The 15622-nt window shown below is 66.1% G+C and carries 15 protein-coding genes and 1 pseudogene; 1 reads left to right on the top strand and 15 read right to left on the bottom strand.

All coding sequences use genetic code 11. The features are described 5' to 3' along the window. The 3 genes and pseudogenes from KHP16_RS25555 to KHP16_RS25545 all read right to left on the bottom strand — a co-directional run. Window positions 1-216: pseudogene (locus tag KHP16_RS25555) on the bottom strand (23S rRNA pseudouridylate synthase B); the annotation flags it as partial. A gap of 29 nt (window positions 217-245) precedes the next feature. Then, window positions 246-1211: an SMC-Scp complex subunit ScpB gene (gene scpB, locus KHP16_RS25550; RefSeq protein WP_211961390.1), complete on the bottom strand. Its 966-nt coding sequence runs from the start codon at window positions 1209-1211 to the stop codon at window positions 246-248. Window positions 1212-1765: 554 nt separating this feature from the next. Further along, complete coding sequence (locus KHP16_RS25545) at window positions 1766-2584, bottom strand: sulfite exporter TauE/SafE family protein (protein WP_121490741.1); 819 nt, start codon at window positions 2582-2584, stop codon at window positions 1766-1768. A gap of 82 nt (window positions 2585-2666) precedes the next feature. Between KHP16_RS25545 and fnr the strand changes: the two genes are divergently transcribed. Then, on the top strand, window positions 2667-3392 hold the full coding sequence (fnr, locus tag KHP16_RS25540; protein ID WP_109580774.1) for a fumarate/nitrate reduction transcriptional regulator Fnr: 726 nt from the start codon (window positions 2667-2669) through the stop codon (window positions 3390-3392). A 36-nt stretch (window positions 3393-3428) separates the two neighbouring features. Here the strand turns inward: fnr and KHP16_RS25535 are convergent, their stop codons facing one another. The 12 genes from KHP16_RS25535 to odhB all read right to left on the bottom strand — a co-directional run bounded on the left by KHP16_RS25535 (window position 3429) and on the right by odhB (window position 15570). Continuing rightward, window positions 3429-3686 carry a hypothetical protein gene (locus KHP16_RS25535; protein WP_109580773.1) on the bottom strand — a complete coding sequence of 86 codons (258 nt, stop codon included), beginning with the start codon at window positions 3684-3686 and terminating at the stop codon, window positions 3429-3431. Then, window positions 3683-3874, bottom strand: a complete 192-nt coding sequence (locus tag KHP16_RS25530) for a hypothetical protein (RefSeq protein WP_109580772.1) — start codon at window positions 3872-3874, stop codon at window positions 3683-3685. The genes KHP16_RS25535 and KHP16_RS25530 overlap by 4 nt, the downstream gene beginning before the upstream one ends. Window positions 3875-3885: 11 nt before the next feature. Continuing rightward, complete coding sequence (ccoG, locus tag KHP16_RS25525; protein ID WP_211961389.1) at window positions 3886-5331, bottom strand: cytochrome c oxidase accessory protein CcoG; 1446 nt, start codon at window positions 5329-5331, stop codon at window positions 3886-3888. Then, window positions 5328-6278, bottom strand: a complete 951-nt coding sequence (gene ccoP / locus KHP16_RS25520) for a cytochrome-c oxidase, cbb3-type subunit III (protein WP_109580770.1) — start codon at window positions 6276-6278, stop codon at window positions 5328-5330. The genes ccoG and ccoP overlap by 4 nt, the downstream gene beginning before the upstream one ends. Further along, window positions 6275-6445, bottom strand: coding sequence for a cbb3-type cytochrome oxidase subunit 3 (locus KHP16_RS25515; RefSeq protein ID WP_109580769.1), 171 nt, complete (start codon window positions 6443-6445; stop codon window positions 6275-6277). The genes ccoP and KHP16_RS25515 overlap by 4 nt, the downstream gene beginning before the upstream one ends. 4 nt (window positions 6446-6449) lie before the next feature. Beyond that, window positions 6450-7106 (bottom strand): cytochrome-c oxidase, cbb3-type subunit II, encoded by a 657-nt coding sequence (gene ccoO, locus KHP16_RS25510; protein WP_211961388.1) that lies wholly within the window; start codon window positions 7104-7106, stop codon window positions 6450-6452. 18 nt (window positions 7107-7124) lie between these two features. Next, window positions 7125-8612 (bottom strand): cytochrome-c oxidase, cbb3-type subunit I, encoded by a 1488-nt coding sequence (gene ccoN / locus KHP16_RS25505; protein WP_258307844.1) that lies wholly within the window; start codon window positions 8610-8612, stop codon window positions 7125-7127. Window positions 8613-8697: 85 nt separating this feature from the next. Beyond that, a complete protein-coding gene (ccoS, locus tag KHP16_RS28485) occupies window positions 8698-8916 on the bottom strand; it encodes a cbb3-type cytochrome oxidase assembly protein CcoS (RefSeq protein WP_244214460.1) in 219 nt (72 codons plus the stop codon). Window positions 8917-8919: 3 nt separating this feature from the next. Continuing rightward, window positions 8920-11475 (bottom strand): heavy metal translocating P-type ATPase, encoded by a 2556-nt coding sequence (locus KHP16_RS25495; RefSeq protein ID WP_211961387.1) that lies wholly within the window; start codon window positions 11473-11475, stop codon window positions 8920-8922. Window positions 11476-11591: 116 nt separating this feature from the next. Then, entirely contained in the window at window positions 11592-12689 is a 1098-nt protein-coding gene (zapE, locus tag KHP16_RS25490) for a cell division protein ZapE (protein ID WP_109580766.1), read from the bottom strand. A 102-nt stretch (window positions 12690-12791) separates the two neighbouring features. Beyond that, a complete protein-coding gene (lpdA, locus tag KHP16_RS25485) occupies window positions 12792-14216 on the bottom strand; it encodes a dihydrolipoyl dehydrogenase (protein WP_109580765.1) in 1425 nt (474 codons plus the stop codon). 91 nt (window positions 14217-14307) lie between these two features. Then, window positions 14308-15570: a 2-oxoglutarate dehydrogenase complex dihydrolipoyllysine-residue succinyltransferase gene (gene odhB, locus KHP16_RS25480; RefSeq protein ID WP_109580764.1), complete on the bottom strand. Its 1263-nt coding sequence runs from the start codon at window positions 15568-15570 to the stop codon at window positions 14308-14310. Between the last annotated feature and the right edge of the window lie 52 nt (window positions 15571-15622).

The raw sequence follows: 15622 nt of genomic DNA, 5'->3' as shown, positions 1-15622 counted from the left end.
GGCGGCAGCGGCTTCGCCACCGGCGCCGGACGCCTCGCCCTCACCGCCTTCCGCGCGGCCGGGCTCGCGGTCCTGGGCGGCCTGGCGGCGGGACGCCACCAGATTGCGCAGGCCACGGCGCAGCCCCTTGCGGCGCGGCGCGCCGTCCGAGCCGGATGCGTCGGGCGCACCGGCATCGTCCGGCTGGCGGACGTCTTGCTCAACGGAATCAGACAAAATATTCACTATCGGATGTTGCAGGTTGTTCAGTTGGACACGCGCTCGTCGTCCTCGGCCGGATGCGGCGTGCTGCCGTCCGGCGACGCCTGGGATGCCTCCCCGGCGGACGCGTCGATGTCCACGTGGATGCCGTTCGCCTGCGCTACAGGCGCATCGTCATCCGTGCCGTTTTGGTGCGTGGGCGCGGGCTCGCGCTCGGGCTCCGCGCCGGTATCCTCCGCCGCGTTGACCGCGGCTTCCGCTTCCGGCTCGGGTTGCGTCTCGGGTTGCGGCTCCGGTTGCGCCCCGGGTTGCGCTTCGGTCGGCGCTTCCGCCTCCGCAGCAGGCTCCGCGAAGGCTTCCTCGTCGCCGCTTACGGGCGACGCGCTGCTTTCCGCATTGCCGTCAGCGTTGTTTCCCTGGTTGTTTTCAGGATTGGCCGTGGCGATCTCTTCAAAGTCGATCGCCTGCTGGTCCAGCAGCGCGGCCTGCACCTGGGCCTGCGCGTCTTCAAGCGGCGGCAGTTCGTCGAGCGTACGCAAGCCAAGATCGTCCAGAAACGCCTTGGTCGTCGCATATAACGCGGGACGGCCCGGCACGTCCCGGTGTCCGATGACCTCGATCCAGCTACGATCCTCGAGCTTCTTGATCACGTCGGTGCTCACGGTCACACCGCGAATTTCCTCGATGTCGCCCCGCGTCACGGGCTGCCGGTACGCGATGATCGCCAGCGTCTCCATCACCGCGCGCGAATACTTGGGCGGCTTCTCCGGATTCAGGCGGTCGAGGTACTCGCGCATCTCGGGCCGGCTCTGGAAACGCCAGCCGCTCGCCAGCGCAACCAGTTCCACGCCGCGCTGCAGCCAGTCCTGGCGCAGCTCCTCCAGCAGCACGCGGATGGTGTCGGCACCGACGTCGTCGGCGAACAGCTTGCGGAGATCGTTGACGCGCAGCGGCTCCTGCGCGCAGATCAGCGCGGTCTCGAGGACGATCTTCGCCTCTTGGGTATTCATGTGATTGCGTGCAGCCTGTATTGCACCTGCTTCCGGACAACGTCCCGAAAGCACGGGAGATTTCGGATTCAGCGGCCGATTACCACCGCCATCTCGTCGCGCAGCCAACTCGCATGCGTGTCGCACTCAAGCCGTGCACTTCGTTTGATGCATCGATTTGCCGGGTCATTCCGGCAGAAGATTGTCCGGCGTCCGGCGTGGCCGGCCGATGGACCTCTTGCGTCGCGCCTTCTCCCTCAGGGGCGGACATCGTCGCCGCGAACCGCTCGCTGCAACGGCAAGATCAACGGATATCGGGCCCGGGCAGACAGCACCCTGGGGCCGGCATCGCCTCTCCACGGCGCGGCCCGGTCTTTTGAACCAGATCTTTTGAACCAGAGAAACCGTGGGGGTGGATCCGTCAAGGATCCGTCGATATCCCCCCGGATGGGGGGCATCACACTGACGATGCCGCGGACGCCACAAAGACTACGTGCGCGATACCGTGGTTCCGGCGATTGTATGGCATATCCGGGGGCGGCTGCAACCCGCCCCCGGATATGCACCACGGGCGTTCAGAACACGAGGCAGAACCCCTCCCGCGCCAGCATCCCGGGCAGCAAGACCGCCCTCGCCATCCCGGCCACCCCGAATCCCGCGACCGCGAGCCCCGCCAGCGTCCGCACGGCCGGACGTCTTGCCTGGCGCCGGAGCCATCCCGAGACGCCCGACAGCGCGACGAGGTTGGGCAACGTGCCGAGCCCGAATGCGGCCATCACGAGCGCGCCCGATGCCGCGTTGCCCGCGAGCAACGCGAGCGCAAGCGCGGCGTAGACCATGCCGCATGGCACGAGTCCCCACAGCAACCCCTTGATGAACTGGCGCGGCATGGTACTCATGCGCGCCCACATGTCCCGCATGCTGCCGCACACCCGCGCGACGGTCCCATGGCGACGCGCATCCGCATCGACGCTGCCGACGGCGCGCGCCATCACCCGTTCGAGCCATGGCGCGCGCCACGCACGCCCACGCATCAGCGCGATGCCCGCGACGATCAGCATCGCGCTGCCGAACGCGAACAGCGCGCGCTGCAACGGCAGGACGTCCTGCTTCCACGCCAGCGTGCCGATCGCCCCCATCCACGCGCCCAGCATCGCGTACGTCGTCACGCGCCCCGCATGCATGGCGAGCGTATCGCGCCACCATGCACGCCACCACGCACGCTGCCATGCAGCCAGATGTTGCCGCCTGATGAGCGCCACCGGCGCGCCCGCAGCCTTCGCTTCCGCAGCGTCTGGCGAAACAGCGAGTGCAATGCCACCGCACATCGCGGCGCAATGCACGCCACCGAATAGCGCTAATAGGAAGACGCTGAAAAGTACCTCAAATATCAACTGTTCCTCGCTTTCGTCTAGGCGCGCACGCTAGAATGCATTCATCGTGCCCCCGCGAGCGCGCTTCACCGATAGGTCTCAATTGCTCACGCCCATCCCGATCACCGAGATGTCCCCCCGTTGCTCCACGTGTGCGATGGGTCAACTGTGCCTGCCGGTCGGCATGAACAAGCAGGACCTCGAGAAGATCGATACGCTCGTGCAGGAACGCTACCGCGTGCACAAGGGCGAGACGCTCTATCGCATGGGCGATCCGCTGACGGCGGTCTACGCCGTGCGCTTCGGCACGCTGAAGACGCACGTCACGATGGAGGACGGACGCTCGCAGATCACGGGCTTCCATTTGCCCGGCGAAATCGTCGGCCTCGACGGTCTCAGCGAGATGCAGCACGCCTCCGATGCGTCGGCGCTCGAGGACACCGAAGTCTGCGTGGTCCGTTTCAACGACCTGACCTCTCTCTCCAGTGAATTGCCCTCGCTGCAGCAGCAGTTTCTGCGGCTGATGAGCCGGGAAATCTCGCAGGACCAGCTGATGCTGATGACGCTGGGCTCCATGCGCGCGGAGGAACGGCTTGCGGCGTTCCTGATCAACCTTTCCACACGACTGTCCGCGCGCGGGTACTCGTCCACCGAGTTCGTGCTGCGCATGAGCCGCGAGGAAATCGGCAGCTATCTCGGCCTCAAGCTCGAGACGGTGAGCCGTCTGTTCTCGCGCTTCGCCGAGGCGGGCCTGATCCAGATCCGCCAGCGTCATGTGAAACTCGTCGATGTGGACGGTCTGAAGCAGATCTACAGCCGCAGTTGCTGAAGGCATCGATCGATCCGGGATATTCGTTTGGTCGATTTAGGCAAGCTCGTCGGTCTCCGCCAGCGGCGCTGGCAGCGTGTAGAGCGTCAATCCGCTCGACACCGCGCATAGGCCCCACGCCACCAGAAAACCCACCGTGTACACGGCCTCGCGCGACGCGTCGAGCGGATGCCCGAACAGCATCAGGTCACGCGGATCGACGAGCGAGAATACTGCCGCCGTCGCCACGCCGGCTACCAGGAATGCGGGCCACAACACCCACATCAGCCAGCGCCAACGCGTATGGCCGTTCATGGGCGCCTCGCTTCAGAAACAGCCTTGACCACGAGTCCGCGGTGCTCCGCCGCCGGAACCGGTCGGTCCGCATGCTGCGCCGCGAGCCAGATCGTGACGCCGCAGCCGATCATGGCCAGCAGCGGGCCGCTCATCAGCAGCCACGGCCACGGTTCCTTCCACCACGGCCTGCCTTGTTGCGTCTGCATGACAACTCCCTCTAGAGATTGCGTGGCACGATGAAGCTGGTCGCCTGAACGACATCCGCCACCTGACGGCCGCCCTGCTCTGCCGTGACCGCGATATCGATCTTGTGGGTTCCCGCCCGCACCGCTTCGATGGGCACGCGAACGCGAATGGGCACGAGCCGGTTCGATGCCGGCGCGAGCGCCTCGGCGCTGACGTCGTATTCGGCGCGCAGGCCCGCCAGGTCATGACCGTTTGCGCGCACGCGCACGTGCATCGGCGCTTCGCTCGTGTTGATCAGTTGCAACCGATATACGTTCTCTATCCAGCGTCCATCCACTTCGCGGCTCAGCGCGCCGCGATCGCGCAGCACATCCACCTTGAGCGGCGCCCGTAACGCGATCGACACCGCGAGGCCCGCGACCAGCGCGAGCCAGATCGTCGAATAGATGAACACACGCGGCCGCAGCAGGCGCCCGCGCGCCTCCGCGCGCGTCAGCCCCTTGCGCATTGCGTTCTCGGAGGTGTAGCGGATCAGGCCGCGCGGATAGGCCATCTTGTCCATGACCTGATTGCAGGCGTCGATGCACGCGCCACAACCGATGCACTCGTACTGGAGCCCGTCGCGGATATCGATGCCCGTCGGACACACCTGCACGCAGATGCTGCAGTTCACGCAGTCGCCCAGGCCCGCGGCACGATGGTCCGCCTTGCGGCCGCGGCTGCCGCGCGGCTCGCCACGGCCCACGTCGTAGGTGACCACGAACGTGTCGCGATCGACCATCACGCTCTGGAACCGCGCATAGGGGCACATGTACTTGCACACCTGCTCGCGCATGAAGCCTGCATTGCCCCACGTCGCGAACGCGTAGAACAGCATCCAGAACGTCTGCCACGGCCCCAGCGCGCCACTGGCCACCTGTCCGCCGAGTGCACGGATCGGCGTGAAGAACCCCACGAACGTGAAGCCGGTCCACAGTGCGATGACGATCCACAAGGCATGCTTCGTCGCCTTGATGCGGACCTTGCGCAGTGACCACGGGTCGCCGTCGAGCCGAATGCGCGCGAAGCGATCGCCTTCGGTCCGGCGTTCGATCCACAGGAAGATCTGCGTGTAGACGGTCTGCGGGCACGCGTAGCCGCAGAACAACCGGCCCGCGATCGCCGTGAAGAGAAATAGCGCGAGCGCCGAGATGACGAGCAGCACGGACAGGTAGATCACGTCCTGCGGCCACAGCACGAGGCCGAAGATATAGAACTTGCGCGCACCGAGGTCGAACAGCACCGCCTGCCGGCCGTTCCACTGCAGCCACGGCGTACCGTAGAAGACCAGTTGCGTCAGCACCACGAGCCAGACACGCCAGCGGTCGAAGGCACCGGTGACCGAGCGCGGATAGATCTTGCGCCGGACTTCGTAGAGCGCCTCGTCGGAGCTCTCCGCGCCGGGCATCGCCATCGGCCGCCAGCTGTTGTCGTTCATCGCGATGCCCCGTCCGGGCTGGAGAGGCCCGGGTTGGAGAGGCCCCATACGTACGCCGTCAGCATCTGGATACGCTCGGGCGTCAGGATTTCCTCATGCGCGGGCATATGGCCATCGTGCCCCTTGAGAATCGCCTCGACGATGGCGCCCTCCGAGCTGCCGTAGAGCCAGACGTTGTCCGAGAGGTTCGGCGCGCCGAGCGCCTGATTGCCTTTGCCCGAACTGCCGTGGCACGCCGCGCAGGTCGTCTTGAACGTGCTCTCTCCGCGCGATACACGGATGGGATCCGAAGCGAGCCCCGACAGCGATCGCACATACTGCGCGACATCGCCGGCGAGCTTGCCATCGACGGCCGCCGCGAACGACGGCATCTTGCCGTTGCGGCCCTTGGTGATGGTCTGGCGGATCGTGTCGGGGTCGCCGCCATAGAGCCAGTCCGTATCGGTCAGGTTCGGAAAGCCGCGGCTGCCGCGCGCGTCGGAACCATGGCACTGCGCGCAGTAGTTCAGGAACAGGCGCTGACCGATCTCCCGCGCCTCGGGGTCGGCCGCGACGGCCTTGACGTCCATCCGCATGTACTTCGCATAGATGGCATGCTGCGTCGCCTCGGCGGCCTTCCGCTGCGCGGCCAGTTCGCCCTGCGTGGAGAAGCCGAGGACGCCGCCGTACGCGCCGAGGCCCGGGTACAGCACCAGGTAGGCCAGCGCGAAGATGCACGACAGCAGGAACATCCACATCCACCAGCGTGGCAGCGGGTTGTTCAGCTCGCGCAGGTCACCGTCCCAGACATGACCGGTATCCGCCGCGGTCGCGATGGGGGACGATGCCTTGGCCTGGGTCGATGCGATGCGCCGTTGCGACAACAGCAGCCACACGCACCACACGATGCCGACCAGTGCGATGGCGGCGATGTAATAGCTCCAGAATCCGGATGTGAAATCGCTCATGATCGAAGATCCCCGTCGGGGCGCGTTGTCGTTTCGTCCGGCAGCGCAAAGGGCAGCAGCGCCGATTCGTGGTTGGCGGCCTGCCGGTGCGCGGACCACGCCCACCCGCAGATGCCGAGGAAGACCACCATGGAGATCACGGTGGCGATCGCGGTCAACATGGCCATTGCATTACTCCTTGCGCGCGGCATCGTCGATGCGCACATTGCGGCGATTGATGCCGAGGCCCTGCAGGTACGCGACCATCGCGTCCTCCTCGCTCTTGCCGGCGAGCGCCTCCGGCGCGTGCGCGATCTCTTCGTCCGTGTACGGCACGCCGAGCCGCTTCAGCGCGCGCATGCGTTCCTGCACGCTGTCGGTCGCGAGCGGCGTCTTCTCGAGCCACGGATACGAGGGCATCACGGACTCTGGCACCACGTCGCGCGGATTGCGCAGGTGCACGCGCTGCCAGTCGTCCGAGTAGCGGCCGCCGACGCGCGCGAGGTCCGGACCGGTCCGCTTGGAGCCCCACAGGAACGGATGGTCGAACACCGACTCGCCAGCCGTGGAGAAATGGCCATAGCGCTCGGTCTCCGCCTGCAGCGTGCGCACCTGCTGCGAGTGGCAGCCCACGCAGCCTTCCCGGATATAGATATCGCGGCCCATCAGCCGTAACGGCGCATACGGCGCGATGCCCGGGTCGGGCTGCGTCGTCGAATGCTGGAAGAACAGCGGCACGATCTGCACGAGACCGGCGATGCTGACCACGAGGATGGTGGCCAGGATCAGCCAGCCGACGTTCTTCTCGAGCGTTTCGTGGGACCAGAACTTCTGTTGTTGTGCTGACATCTTGGAGATCCTTCCCTATCAATGCGCGGCGGCGGGTGCCAGCCCTTCGGGAATCGGCGCATCCACCGCGCGCTTCCCGGAGATCGTGCGGTACACGTTCCAGGCCATGATCAGCATCCCGGACAGGAAGCAGATGCCGCCGAGCAGGCGGATCAGGTAGAACGGATACTTGGCCTTGACCGCTTCCACGAACGCGTAGGTCAGCGTGCCGTCCGGCTGCGTGGCGCGCCACATCAGGCCCTCCATCACGCCCGCGATCCACATCGAGGCGATGTAGAGGACCACGCCGATGGTCGCGATCCAGAAGTGCCATTCGATCAGCCGCACGCTGTACATTTCCTTCTCGCCGAACAGACGCGGAATCAGGTAGTAGAGCGAGCCCACCGAGATCATCGCGACCCAGCCGAGGGCACCCGAGTGGACGTGACCGATGGTCCAGTCCGTGTAGTGGGAGAGCGCGTTGACGGTCTTGATGGACATCATCGAGCCCTCGAATGTCGCCATGCCGTAGAACGACAGCGCGACGACGAGGAACTTGAGAATCGGGTCGGTGCGCAGCTTGTGCCAGGCGCCCGAGAGCGTCATGATCCCGTTGATCATGCCGCCCCATGACGGCGCGAGCAGGATCAGCGAGAACACCATGCCGAGCGACTGCGCCCAGTCGGGCAGCGCGGTGTATTGCAGGTGGTGGGGACCGGCCCACATGTACGTGAAGTTGAGCGCCCAGAAGTGGACGATCGACAGGCGGTACGAGTAGATCGGGCGGCCGGCCTGCTTGGGGATGAAGTAGTACATCATCCCAAGGAAGCTCGTGGTGAGGAAGAACCCGACGGCATTGTGGCCGTACCACCATTGCACCATCGCGTCCTGCACCCCGGCATACGCCGAGTACGACTTCCACATGGATGCGGGCATCTCGATGTTGTTGACGATGTGCAGCAGCGCGATGGTCAGGATGTACGCGCCGAAGAACCAGTTGGCCACGTAGATGTGCCGTGTCTTGCGGCGGAGGATCGTGCCGAAGAACACAATGGCGTAGGCCACCCACACGAGCGTGATCAGGATGTCGATCGGCCATTCGAGCTCGGCGTACTCCTTCGAGCTCGTGATGCCCATCGGCAGCGTGATGACGGCCGCGACGATCACCGCCTGCCAGCCCCAGAACGTGAACGCGGCCAGCGGACCGCAGAACAGCCGGGCCTGGCACGTGCGCTGCACCACGTAATACGACGTCGCGAACAGCGCGCTGCCGCCGAACGCGAAGATGACCGCATTGGTATGGAGCGGGCGCAGCCGTCCGAACGACAGCCACGGCGTATTGAAGTTGAGATCCGGCCAGATCAGTTGCGCCGCCAGCAACACGCCGACGGCCATGCCTACGATTCCCCAGACCACGGTCATGATGGCGAACTGCCGCACCACGCCATAGTTGAAGGTTCCCGCGCGGGTATCCGCGCGCGTGCCCGCATGGTCTGGCACGCGAGTCGCAGCGGTGGTGACTTCCATTCAGACCCCCAATGCTTGGTAAGTGTAAAAACCCCGATAACGACCCGACTTTATTGAACCGTCAGAGACCCGGCGTTGACCTCCATCAACTTTGAGGAAATTGCGATGAACTTTTTTGCGGGGCGTTGCGTAGCGTCACGCTGTCGTGTCGGGTGGCGACGATGCGATCGTTGTCGAGCAGGATGGCCTCGGCCGGGCGGTCGAGATCGTCGTATTGCCCGGCGTGCAGCGCCCACCAGAGCGCGGCGGCAATCAGCGCGACCAGCACGAGGCTCATGGGGACGAGCAGGTAGAGCATGTCCATGCTTCAGCCCTCCCTGGGGACGCGCAACAGGCGCCATGCGTTGAGCACCACCAGCAGCGAGGACAGCGACATGCCGATGCCGGCCATCCACGCGGTCACGTGGCCGGTTGCGGCCAGCGGGATGGCGACCACGTTGTAGGCGAAGGCCCAGGTCAGGTTCTGCCGCATGACGGCGCTCGCGCGGCGCGCGACGATGAGCGCCGTGGCGATGGTGTGGATGTTGTCGTGCATGAGGACGGCGTCGGCGCCGGCTTGCGCGAGCGGGGCGCCGCTGCCGATGGCGATCGACACGTGGGCTTGCGCGAGCACGGGGGCGTCGTTGATACCGTCGCCGACGGCCAGCACGATCTTGCCTTGTTCCTGCAGCGTTGCGACGTCGTCGCGCTTGTTCTCGGGCGTGCGTTCGCCTGCGGCATCGTGGATGCCCAGCGCGTTGGCCCACCATTGCACCGCGCCGGCCTGGTCGCCGGACAGCAGGTGGACGCGCACGCCGAGCTTGTGAAGGCTGGTCAGCAGCTTGCCTGCTTCCGGGCGCGCGATGTCGGCAAGCGCAAAGCGGGCGAGCAGGCCGTGCTGGTCGCCCAGCCAGACGGGAGTGGTAGCCTCGGTGGCGATGCCTGGCGGGAACGGCGTGCTGCTGCCGGACGTGGCCGTGACGAATGTGGCCGTGACGAACGCATAGTGCCCCAGCCGAAGCCGCCGCGCGCCGACGGTGGCCTCGATGCCGTGGCCGGGGAGATTGCGAACGTCCTGCGGGTGCGGATGCCGTGAGCCCTCTCCCCCGGCCCCTCTCCCCCGGCCCGACAATCCGTCGGCGCCGTGCGCCGCTCGCAACGCTCGGCCGATGGGGTGTTCGCTATCGCGCTCCAGCGCCGCCGCCAGCGCCCGGCATTGCACGGCGTCCAGCGGGCCGAGGACCTGAGTCTCCACCAGCGAGAATGTCCCCTGCGTCAGCGTCCCCGTCTTGTCGAGCACCACGTCGGTGACGCGAGCCAGCGTTTCCATGGCATGTCCACGCGTCATCAGCAAGCCGCGGCGCGACAGCGCGGCGCCTGCGGCCGCCAGCGCGGCGGGCGCGGCGAGCGACAACGCGCACGGGCAGCTCACCACCAGCACCGCGATCGTCACCTGCAAGGCTCGCGCCGGGTCGATCCACAATGTCCATACCACCCCAGTGATCGCGGCGAGCAGCAGCAGCGTTCCCACAAACCACGCCGCCACGCGATCCGCCAGCGCCGCGATGCGGGGCTTGTCGGTCAGCGCGCGGTCCAGCACGGCGACGATTTCGGCCAGCCGTGTCGCCGCGCCGATTCCGGTTACCCGAACCTCGACCGGGCTGGCGCTGTTGAAGCTGCCCGCCAGCACCGTCCCCCCCACCCCGCGCGCGACGGGACGCGACTCCCCGGTCAGCATTGCCTCGTCGAATTCGCTGGCGCCAAGCACGATGGTTCCATCCGCCGGCACCACGTCCCCCGCCCGGACGCGCACGCGATCGCCCACGCGCAGACGCGCCACGGGAATGCGCTCGGCAATGAGAGCGTGGTCGGATGTCGGGTCGGCCGTGCCGCCCGCCTCCTCCACGCGTTCGCAGGTCGCCGGCAACTGCCGCGCAAGCATCTCCGCCCCGCTGCGGGAAGCCTGCCGTACCCGTAGCTCCAGATAGCGCGCCAGCAGCAGCAATGCGACGAACATCGTGACCGAGTCGAAGTACACCTCCCCACTGCCCCGCACGGTAGCCACCGTGCTCGCCGCGAACCCCGCCGCGATGCCGATCGCCACCGGCACGTCCATCCCCGCGCGGCCACCACGCAGATCGCGCCACGCTCCGCGAAAGATCGGCCACGCGGAGTAGGTCACCACCGGCAGCGTCAGCACGAAGCTCGCCCACCGCATCAGCGTCAACAACCCCGCATCGATCGTGGCCTCGTACGTGTAGACCGGCCACGCATACATCATGACCTGCATCATCGCGAGCATCGCCACCGCCATGCGCATCAGCAACGCCCGCCGCTCGCGGCGGTCGGCGCGATCCGCGCGGCCGAGCTCGAAGGGCCAGGCCAGGTAGCCGATATCGGCGAGCGCCGCCAGAATCCTGGCCACCGGCAGCGTCGCCAACCGCCACCGCACGACCACGCGCCGCGTGGCCACGTTGGCCACCGCGGAGACGACGCCGGGCAACTGCTGCAGGTGCTGCTCGATCAGCCATGCGCAAGCGGCGCAGCGAATACCCTCGGGCGTCAGCGTGATTTCGGCTTCGTCAGAACCGATGTCGCGAATGAACTGGGCGCGCAGCTCCGGCGTGTCATAAGCCGCCCAGACGAGCTCGGCATCGCGCCGTGCATCGCCATCGATGGGCCGCGCGAATCGGCCCATGCCCTGCGCGGCACCGCCATAGAAGTGCCCAAAGCCGGCCGCATGCAGCGTTCGCGCAAGGGTCATGCAGCCGCCGCAGCAGAATTGCCGCGGGGTGCCATCGAGAGAGAGTGAGAGCGGCGCGCCGGTGCCGACCGAATCAGCAAGGTCAACAGGCTGGCCGCAATGGAAGCATGCAAGGGACATGGGGCGCTCTTTTACCTACGGAATAGTAGGTAGCGCCCCGCCCTCACACTTTGATGCAGATCAAATCGAAACGAGAGCAATCCTCACGCACGACGTCAAACTCTGGCGAGTCGCTATCAGGTCAGCGACGTATCCGCCGTCCGTCGCGCGGACTCGAGGTACTCGCGCGACTGCATCTCGATGATGCGCGACACCGTGCGATGGAACTCGCCGGCCATCTGGCCTTCTGTGTACAGCTCGTCGGCCGGCACCTCGGCCGACATCAGCAGCTTGACCTTGTGGTCGTAGAACACGTCGATGAGCCACGTGAAGCGGCGCGCTTCCGAAGACATGCGCGGCGTCATCCGGGGCACGTCGGACAGGATCACGGTATGGAACTGCGACGCGAGCTCGAGGTAATCGTTCTGCGAACGTGGTCCGCCGCAAAGCGTCGCGAAGTCGAACCACACCACCCCATTGGCGCGACGCAGCGCCTTCAGCTCGCGGTGCTCGATATGCAGGATCGGCGATTCGTCCGCCACCCCCGCGATCGCCACGAACGCATCGCGCAGCGCGGCGCTCGCCTCGCGATTCAACGGCGTGTGATACGCCTCCACCTGCTCGAGCGCGCGCTTGCGGTAGTCGATGCCCGCGTCGACGTTGAGCACATCGAGCTTCGTCTCCAGCAGCGCGATGGCCGGCAGCACGCGGTCGCGATGCAGCCCGTCCGGATACAGCAGGTCCGGCCGGTAGTTCGACGTCATCACGAACTGCACGCCGTTGGCGAACAACTGGTCGAGCAGACGGTGCAGCATCATCGCATCGGCCACGTCGCTGACATGGAACTCGTCGAAGCAGATGAGCCGGTACTTGCGCGCGATACGCTTGGCCAGTTCGTCGAGCGGATCCGCGCGGCCGCGCAGTTCCTCGAGCTGGCGATGCACCTCGCGCATGAACTCATGAAAATGGAGCCGCGTCTTGCGCACCACGGGCACGCAGGTATAGAAGCTGTCCATCAGGAACGACTTGCCGCGCCCCACCCCGCCCCAGAGATAGACGCCCTTCGGCACCTCGGGATGCACGAGCAGCTTCTTCAGTGCGTTGCCGCGGCGCGCCTTGTAGGCGACCCATTCGTCGTAGCACTGCTGCAGTCGCGCGACCGCGCGCAGTTGCGCCTCGTCCGACTTGTAGCCGCGCTGCTGAAGTTCGTGCTCGTAATACTCGGTGACGTTCATGCTATCGGGTGCGCAGATTGGGGGCACAAAGTAAAAACGGCGCGCCGCTCCGGGAGGTCCCAGATGGCGCGCCGGAAACGCTTCACATGGAAGGCCGGTGCCTTACATGTTCAGCTGACGCTTGTCGACGGCCAGCGCGGCTTCGCGCATGACTTCCGACATCGACGGGTGCGGGTGGCAGACGCGGCCGATATCCTCGCTGGCGGCCTTGAATTCCATCGCGGCCACGGCTTCGGCGATCAGGTCCGAAGCGTTGGCGGCAACGATATGCACGCCCAGGATCTCGTCGGTCTTGGCATCGGCCAGCATCTTCACGAAGCCGTCCGCATGACCCATGCCCAGCGCACGGCCGTTGGCCATGAACGGGAACTGACCCGACTTGTACTCGCGGCCTTCGGCCTTGAGTTGCTGCTCGGTCTTGCCGACCCATGCGATTTCCGGGAACGTGTAGATGACCCACGGTACCGTGTTGAAATCGATATGCGGCTTCTGGCCGACGATGCGCTCGGCCACGGCCACGCCTTCGTCTTCCGCCTTGTGCGCGAGCATCGGGCCACGCACCACGTCGCCGATGGCCCACAGGCCCGGGACCTTGGTCTGGCAGTGATCGTCCACCTCGATGAAGCCACGCTGGTCAACGCCCAGGCCCACGGCTTCCAGGCCGAGGTTGTCGGTGTTCGGCACGCGGCCCACCGACACGATCAGGCGATCGACTTCCAGCGTCTGCGCGGCGCCGTCCTTGTCCGTGTAGTTCACGGTGACGTTGTTCGCGCCGGGCTTCACTTCGTTGACCTTCACGCCGAAGTTGAACTTCAGGCCCTGCTTGGTCAGCAGCTTCTGCGCTTCCTTGGCGACGCCTTCATCGGCGGCGGCCAGGAACGTCGGCAGCGCTTCCAGCACGGTCACTTCGGCACCGAGGCGGCGCCATACCGAGCCGAGCTCGAGGCCGATCACGCCGGCGCCGATCACGCCCAGCTTCTTGGGCACCGATTCGAACTTCAGGGCGCCTTCGTTATCGCTGATCAGCTTGTTGTCGACGGGGATGCCCGGCAGGTGACGCGCCTTCGAACCCGTGGCGATGATGACCTGCTTGGCCGTCACGACCTCGCCCTTGATGTCCACCTGGAAGCCTTCGGCAGTCTTGCCGACGAACTTGCCGTAGCCCTTGAACAGCGTGACCTTGTTCTTGCGGAACAGGAACTCGATACCCTTGGTCATCTTGCCAACGATGTCGTCCTTGCGCTTCAGCATCTTGGCCACGTCCACCTTGACGTCGCCCACGGTGATGCCGTGGTCGGCCAGGTGATGCTGCACGTTGTCGAACTCTTCCGACGAGGCCAGCAGCGCCTTCGAGGGGATGCAGCCCACGTTCAGGCACGTACCGCCGAGGCGGGCTTCGCCCTTGGGATCGTCATAGGCGTTGCCTTCGCAGCACGCCACGTTCAGACCGAGCTGGCCAGCGCGGATCGCGGCGATATAGCCGCCAGGGCCGGCGCCAATGACCAGCACGTCAAATTGTTTGCTCATGGAAATTCCTTTTGCGCGCGCCGCCCCGGCCGCCCCGTCCACAGGACTGGGGGCCGGCGTTCATGCGGGCGCTATAGACGGAGACTGACGCTTACAGGTCGAGCAGCAGGCGGGCCGGATCTTCCAGCGCTTCCTTCATGGCGACGAGGCCGAGCACCGCTTCGCGGCCGTCGATGATACGGTGGTCATAGGACATGGCCAGGTAGTTCATCGGGCGGATCACGATCTGACCGTCTTCCACCACGGCGCGATCCTTCGTGGCGTGCACGCCCAGGATGGCCGATTGCGGCGGGTTGATGATCGGGGTGGACAGCATCGAACCGAACGTACCGCCGTTCGAGATCGAGAACGTGCCGCCCGTCAGGTCGTCCAGCGACAGCTTGCCGTCACGGGCCTTGGCGCCGAACTCGGCGATCTTCTTCTCGATGTCGGCCAGGCTCATCTGGTCGGCATTGCGCAGGATCGGCACCACCAGGCCACGCGGCGAACCCACGGCGATACCGATGTCGAAGTAGCCGTGGTAGACGATGTCGTTGCCGTCGACCGAAGCGTTGATGATCGGGTACTTCTTCAGCGCGTGCACGGCGGCCTTCACGAAGAACGACATGAAGCCGAGCTTCACGCCGTGTTCCTTCTCGAAGCGGTCCTTGTACTTGTTGCGCAGATCCATCACCGGCTTCATGTTCACTTCGTTGAACGTGGTGAGGATGGCGTTGGTCGATTGCGATTGCACCAGACGCTCTGCGATACGGGCACGCAGGCGGCTCATCGGCACGCGCTCTTCCGGACGGTCGCCCAGCGCGGCGAAGTCGACCTGCGCCGACACTTGCGGCAGCGCGGCCTTGGCCGGCGCGGCTGCGGGTGCGGGAGCGGCCTTGGCGGCAGGCGCCGAGGTAGCGGCGAGCACGTCGCCCTTGGTGATGCGGCCATCCTTGCCGGTACCGGCAACCTGGCCAGCCGACAGGCCGCCTTCGGCCATCAGCTTGGCAGCCGACGGCATGGCCACGGCGCCAGCGGCGGCCGGGGCAGCGGCGGGAGCCGCTGCAGCCGGTGCGGGAGCGGCGGCGGCGGGAGCCGGCGCGGCGGCGGCGGGTGCGGCGGCGCCAGCGGTGGCTTCGGTATCGATCTTGGCGATGATCTCATCGGCCACGACGGTATCGCCATCGTTCTTGACGATCTGCGACAGCACGCCGGCGGACGGCGCCGGCACTTCGAGCACGACCTTGTCGGTCTCGATTTCAATCAGGATCTCGTCCTGGGCGACGGCTTCGCCAGGCTTCTTCTTCCAGTTCAGCATGGTCGCTTCGGCGACCGATTCGGACAGCTGCGGAACCTTGACGTCAACAATAGCCATGGTTGGGAAATTCCTCGATGTATGCGTGTGGGTTGAGCAGACGGCGGTCGTG

The organism is Cupriavidus plantarum (assembly GCF_905397285.1).
Lineage (GTDB): Bacteria > Pseudomonadota > Gammaproteobacteria > Burkholderiales > Burkholderiaceae > Cupriavidus > Cupriavidus plantarum.
Note: the sequence above shows the minus strand (reverse complement) of the source record. Positions and strands in the feature narration are given on the sequence as shown.

Excerpts from the sequence above, each read along its gene's own strand:
- scpB (WP_211961390.1), bottom strand. The coding sequence starts at position 1,211 with ATGAATACCCAAGAGGCGAAGATCGTCCTCGAGACCGCGCTGATCTGC.
- KHP16_RS25535 (WP_109580773.1), bottom strand. The coding sequence starts at position 3,686 with ATGAACGGCCATACGCGTTGGCGCTGGCTGATGTGGGTGTTGTGGCCC.
- KHP16_RS25530 (WP_109580772.1), bottom strand. The coding sequence starts at position 3,874 with ATGCAGACGCAACAAGGCAGGCCGTGGTGGAAGGAACCGTGGCCGTGG.
- ccoG (WP_211961389.1), bottom strand. The coding sequence starts at position 5,331 with ATGAACGACAACAGCTGGCGGCCGATGGCGATGCCCGGCGCGGAGAGC.
- ccoP (WP_109580770.1), bottom strand. The coding sequence starts at position 6,278 with ATGAGCGATTTCACATCCGGATTCTGGAGCTATTACATCGCCGCCATC.
- KHP16_RS25515 (WP_109580769.1), bottom strand. The coding sequence starts at position 6,445 with ATGGCCATGTTGACCGCGATCGCCACCGTGATCTCCATGGTGGTCTTC.
- ccoO (WP_211961388.1), bottom strand. The coding sequence starts at position 7,106 with ATGTCAGCACAACAACAGAAGTTCTGGTCCCACGAAACGCTCGAGAAG.
- ccoN (WP_258307844.1), bottom strand. The coding sequence starts at position 8,612 with ATGGAAGTCACCACCGCTGCGACTCGCGTGCCAGACCATGCGGGCACG.
- ccoS (WP_244214460.1), bottom strand. The coding sequence starts at position 8,916 with ATGGACATGCTCTACCTGCTCGTCCCCATGAGCCTCGTGCTGGTCGCG.
- KHP16_RS25495 (WP_211961387.1), bottom strand. The coding sequence starts at position 11,475 with ATGTCCCTTGCATGCTTCCATTGCGGCCAGCCTGTTGACCTTGCTGAT.
- zapE (WP_109580766.1), bottom strand. The coding sequence starts at position 12,689 with ATGAACGTCACCGAGTATTACGAGCACGAACTTCAGCAGCGCGGCTAC.
- lpdA (WP_109580765.1), bottom strand. The coding sequence starts at position 14,216 with ATGAGCAAACAATTTGACGTGCTGGTCATTGGCGCCGGCCCTGGCGGC.
- odhB (WP_109580764.1), bottom strand. The coding sequence starts at position 15,570 with ATGGCTATTGTTGACGTCAAGGTTCCGCAGCTGTCCGAATCGGTCGCC.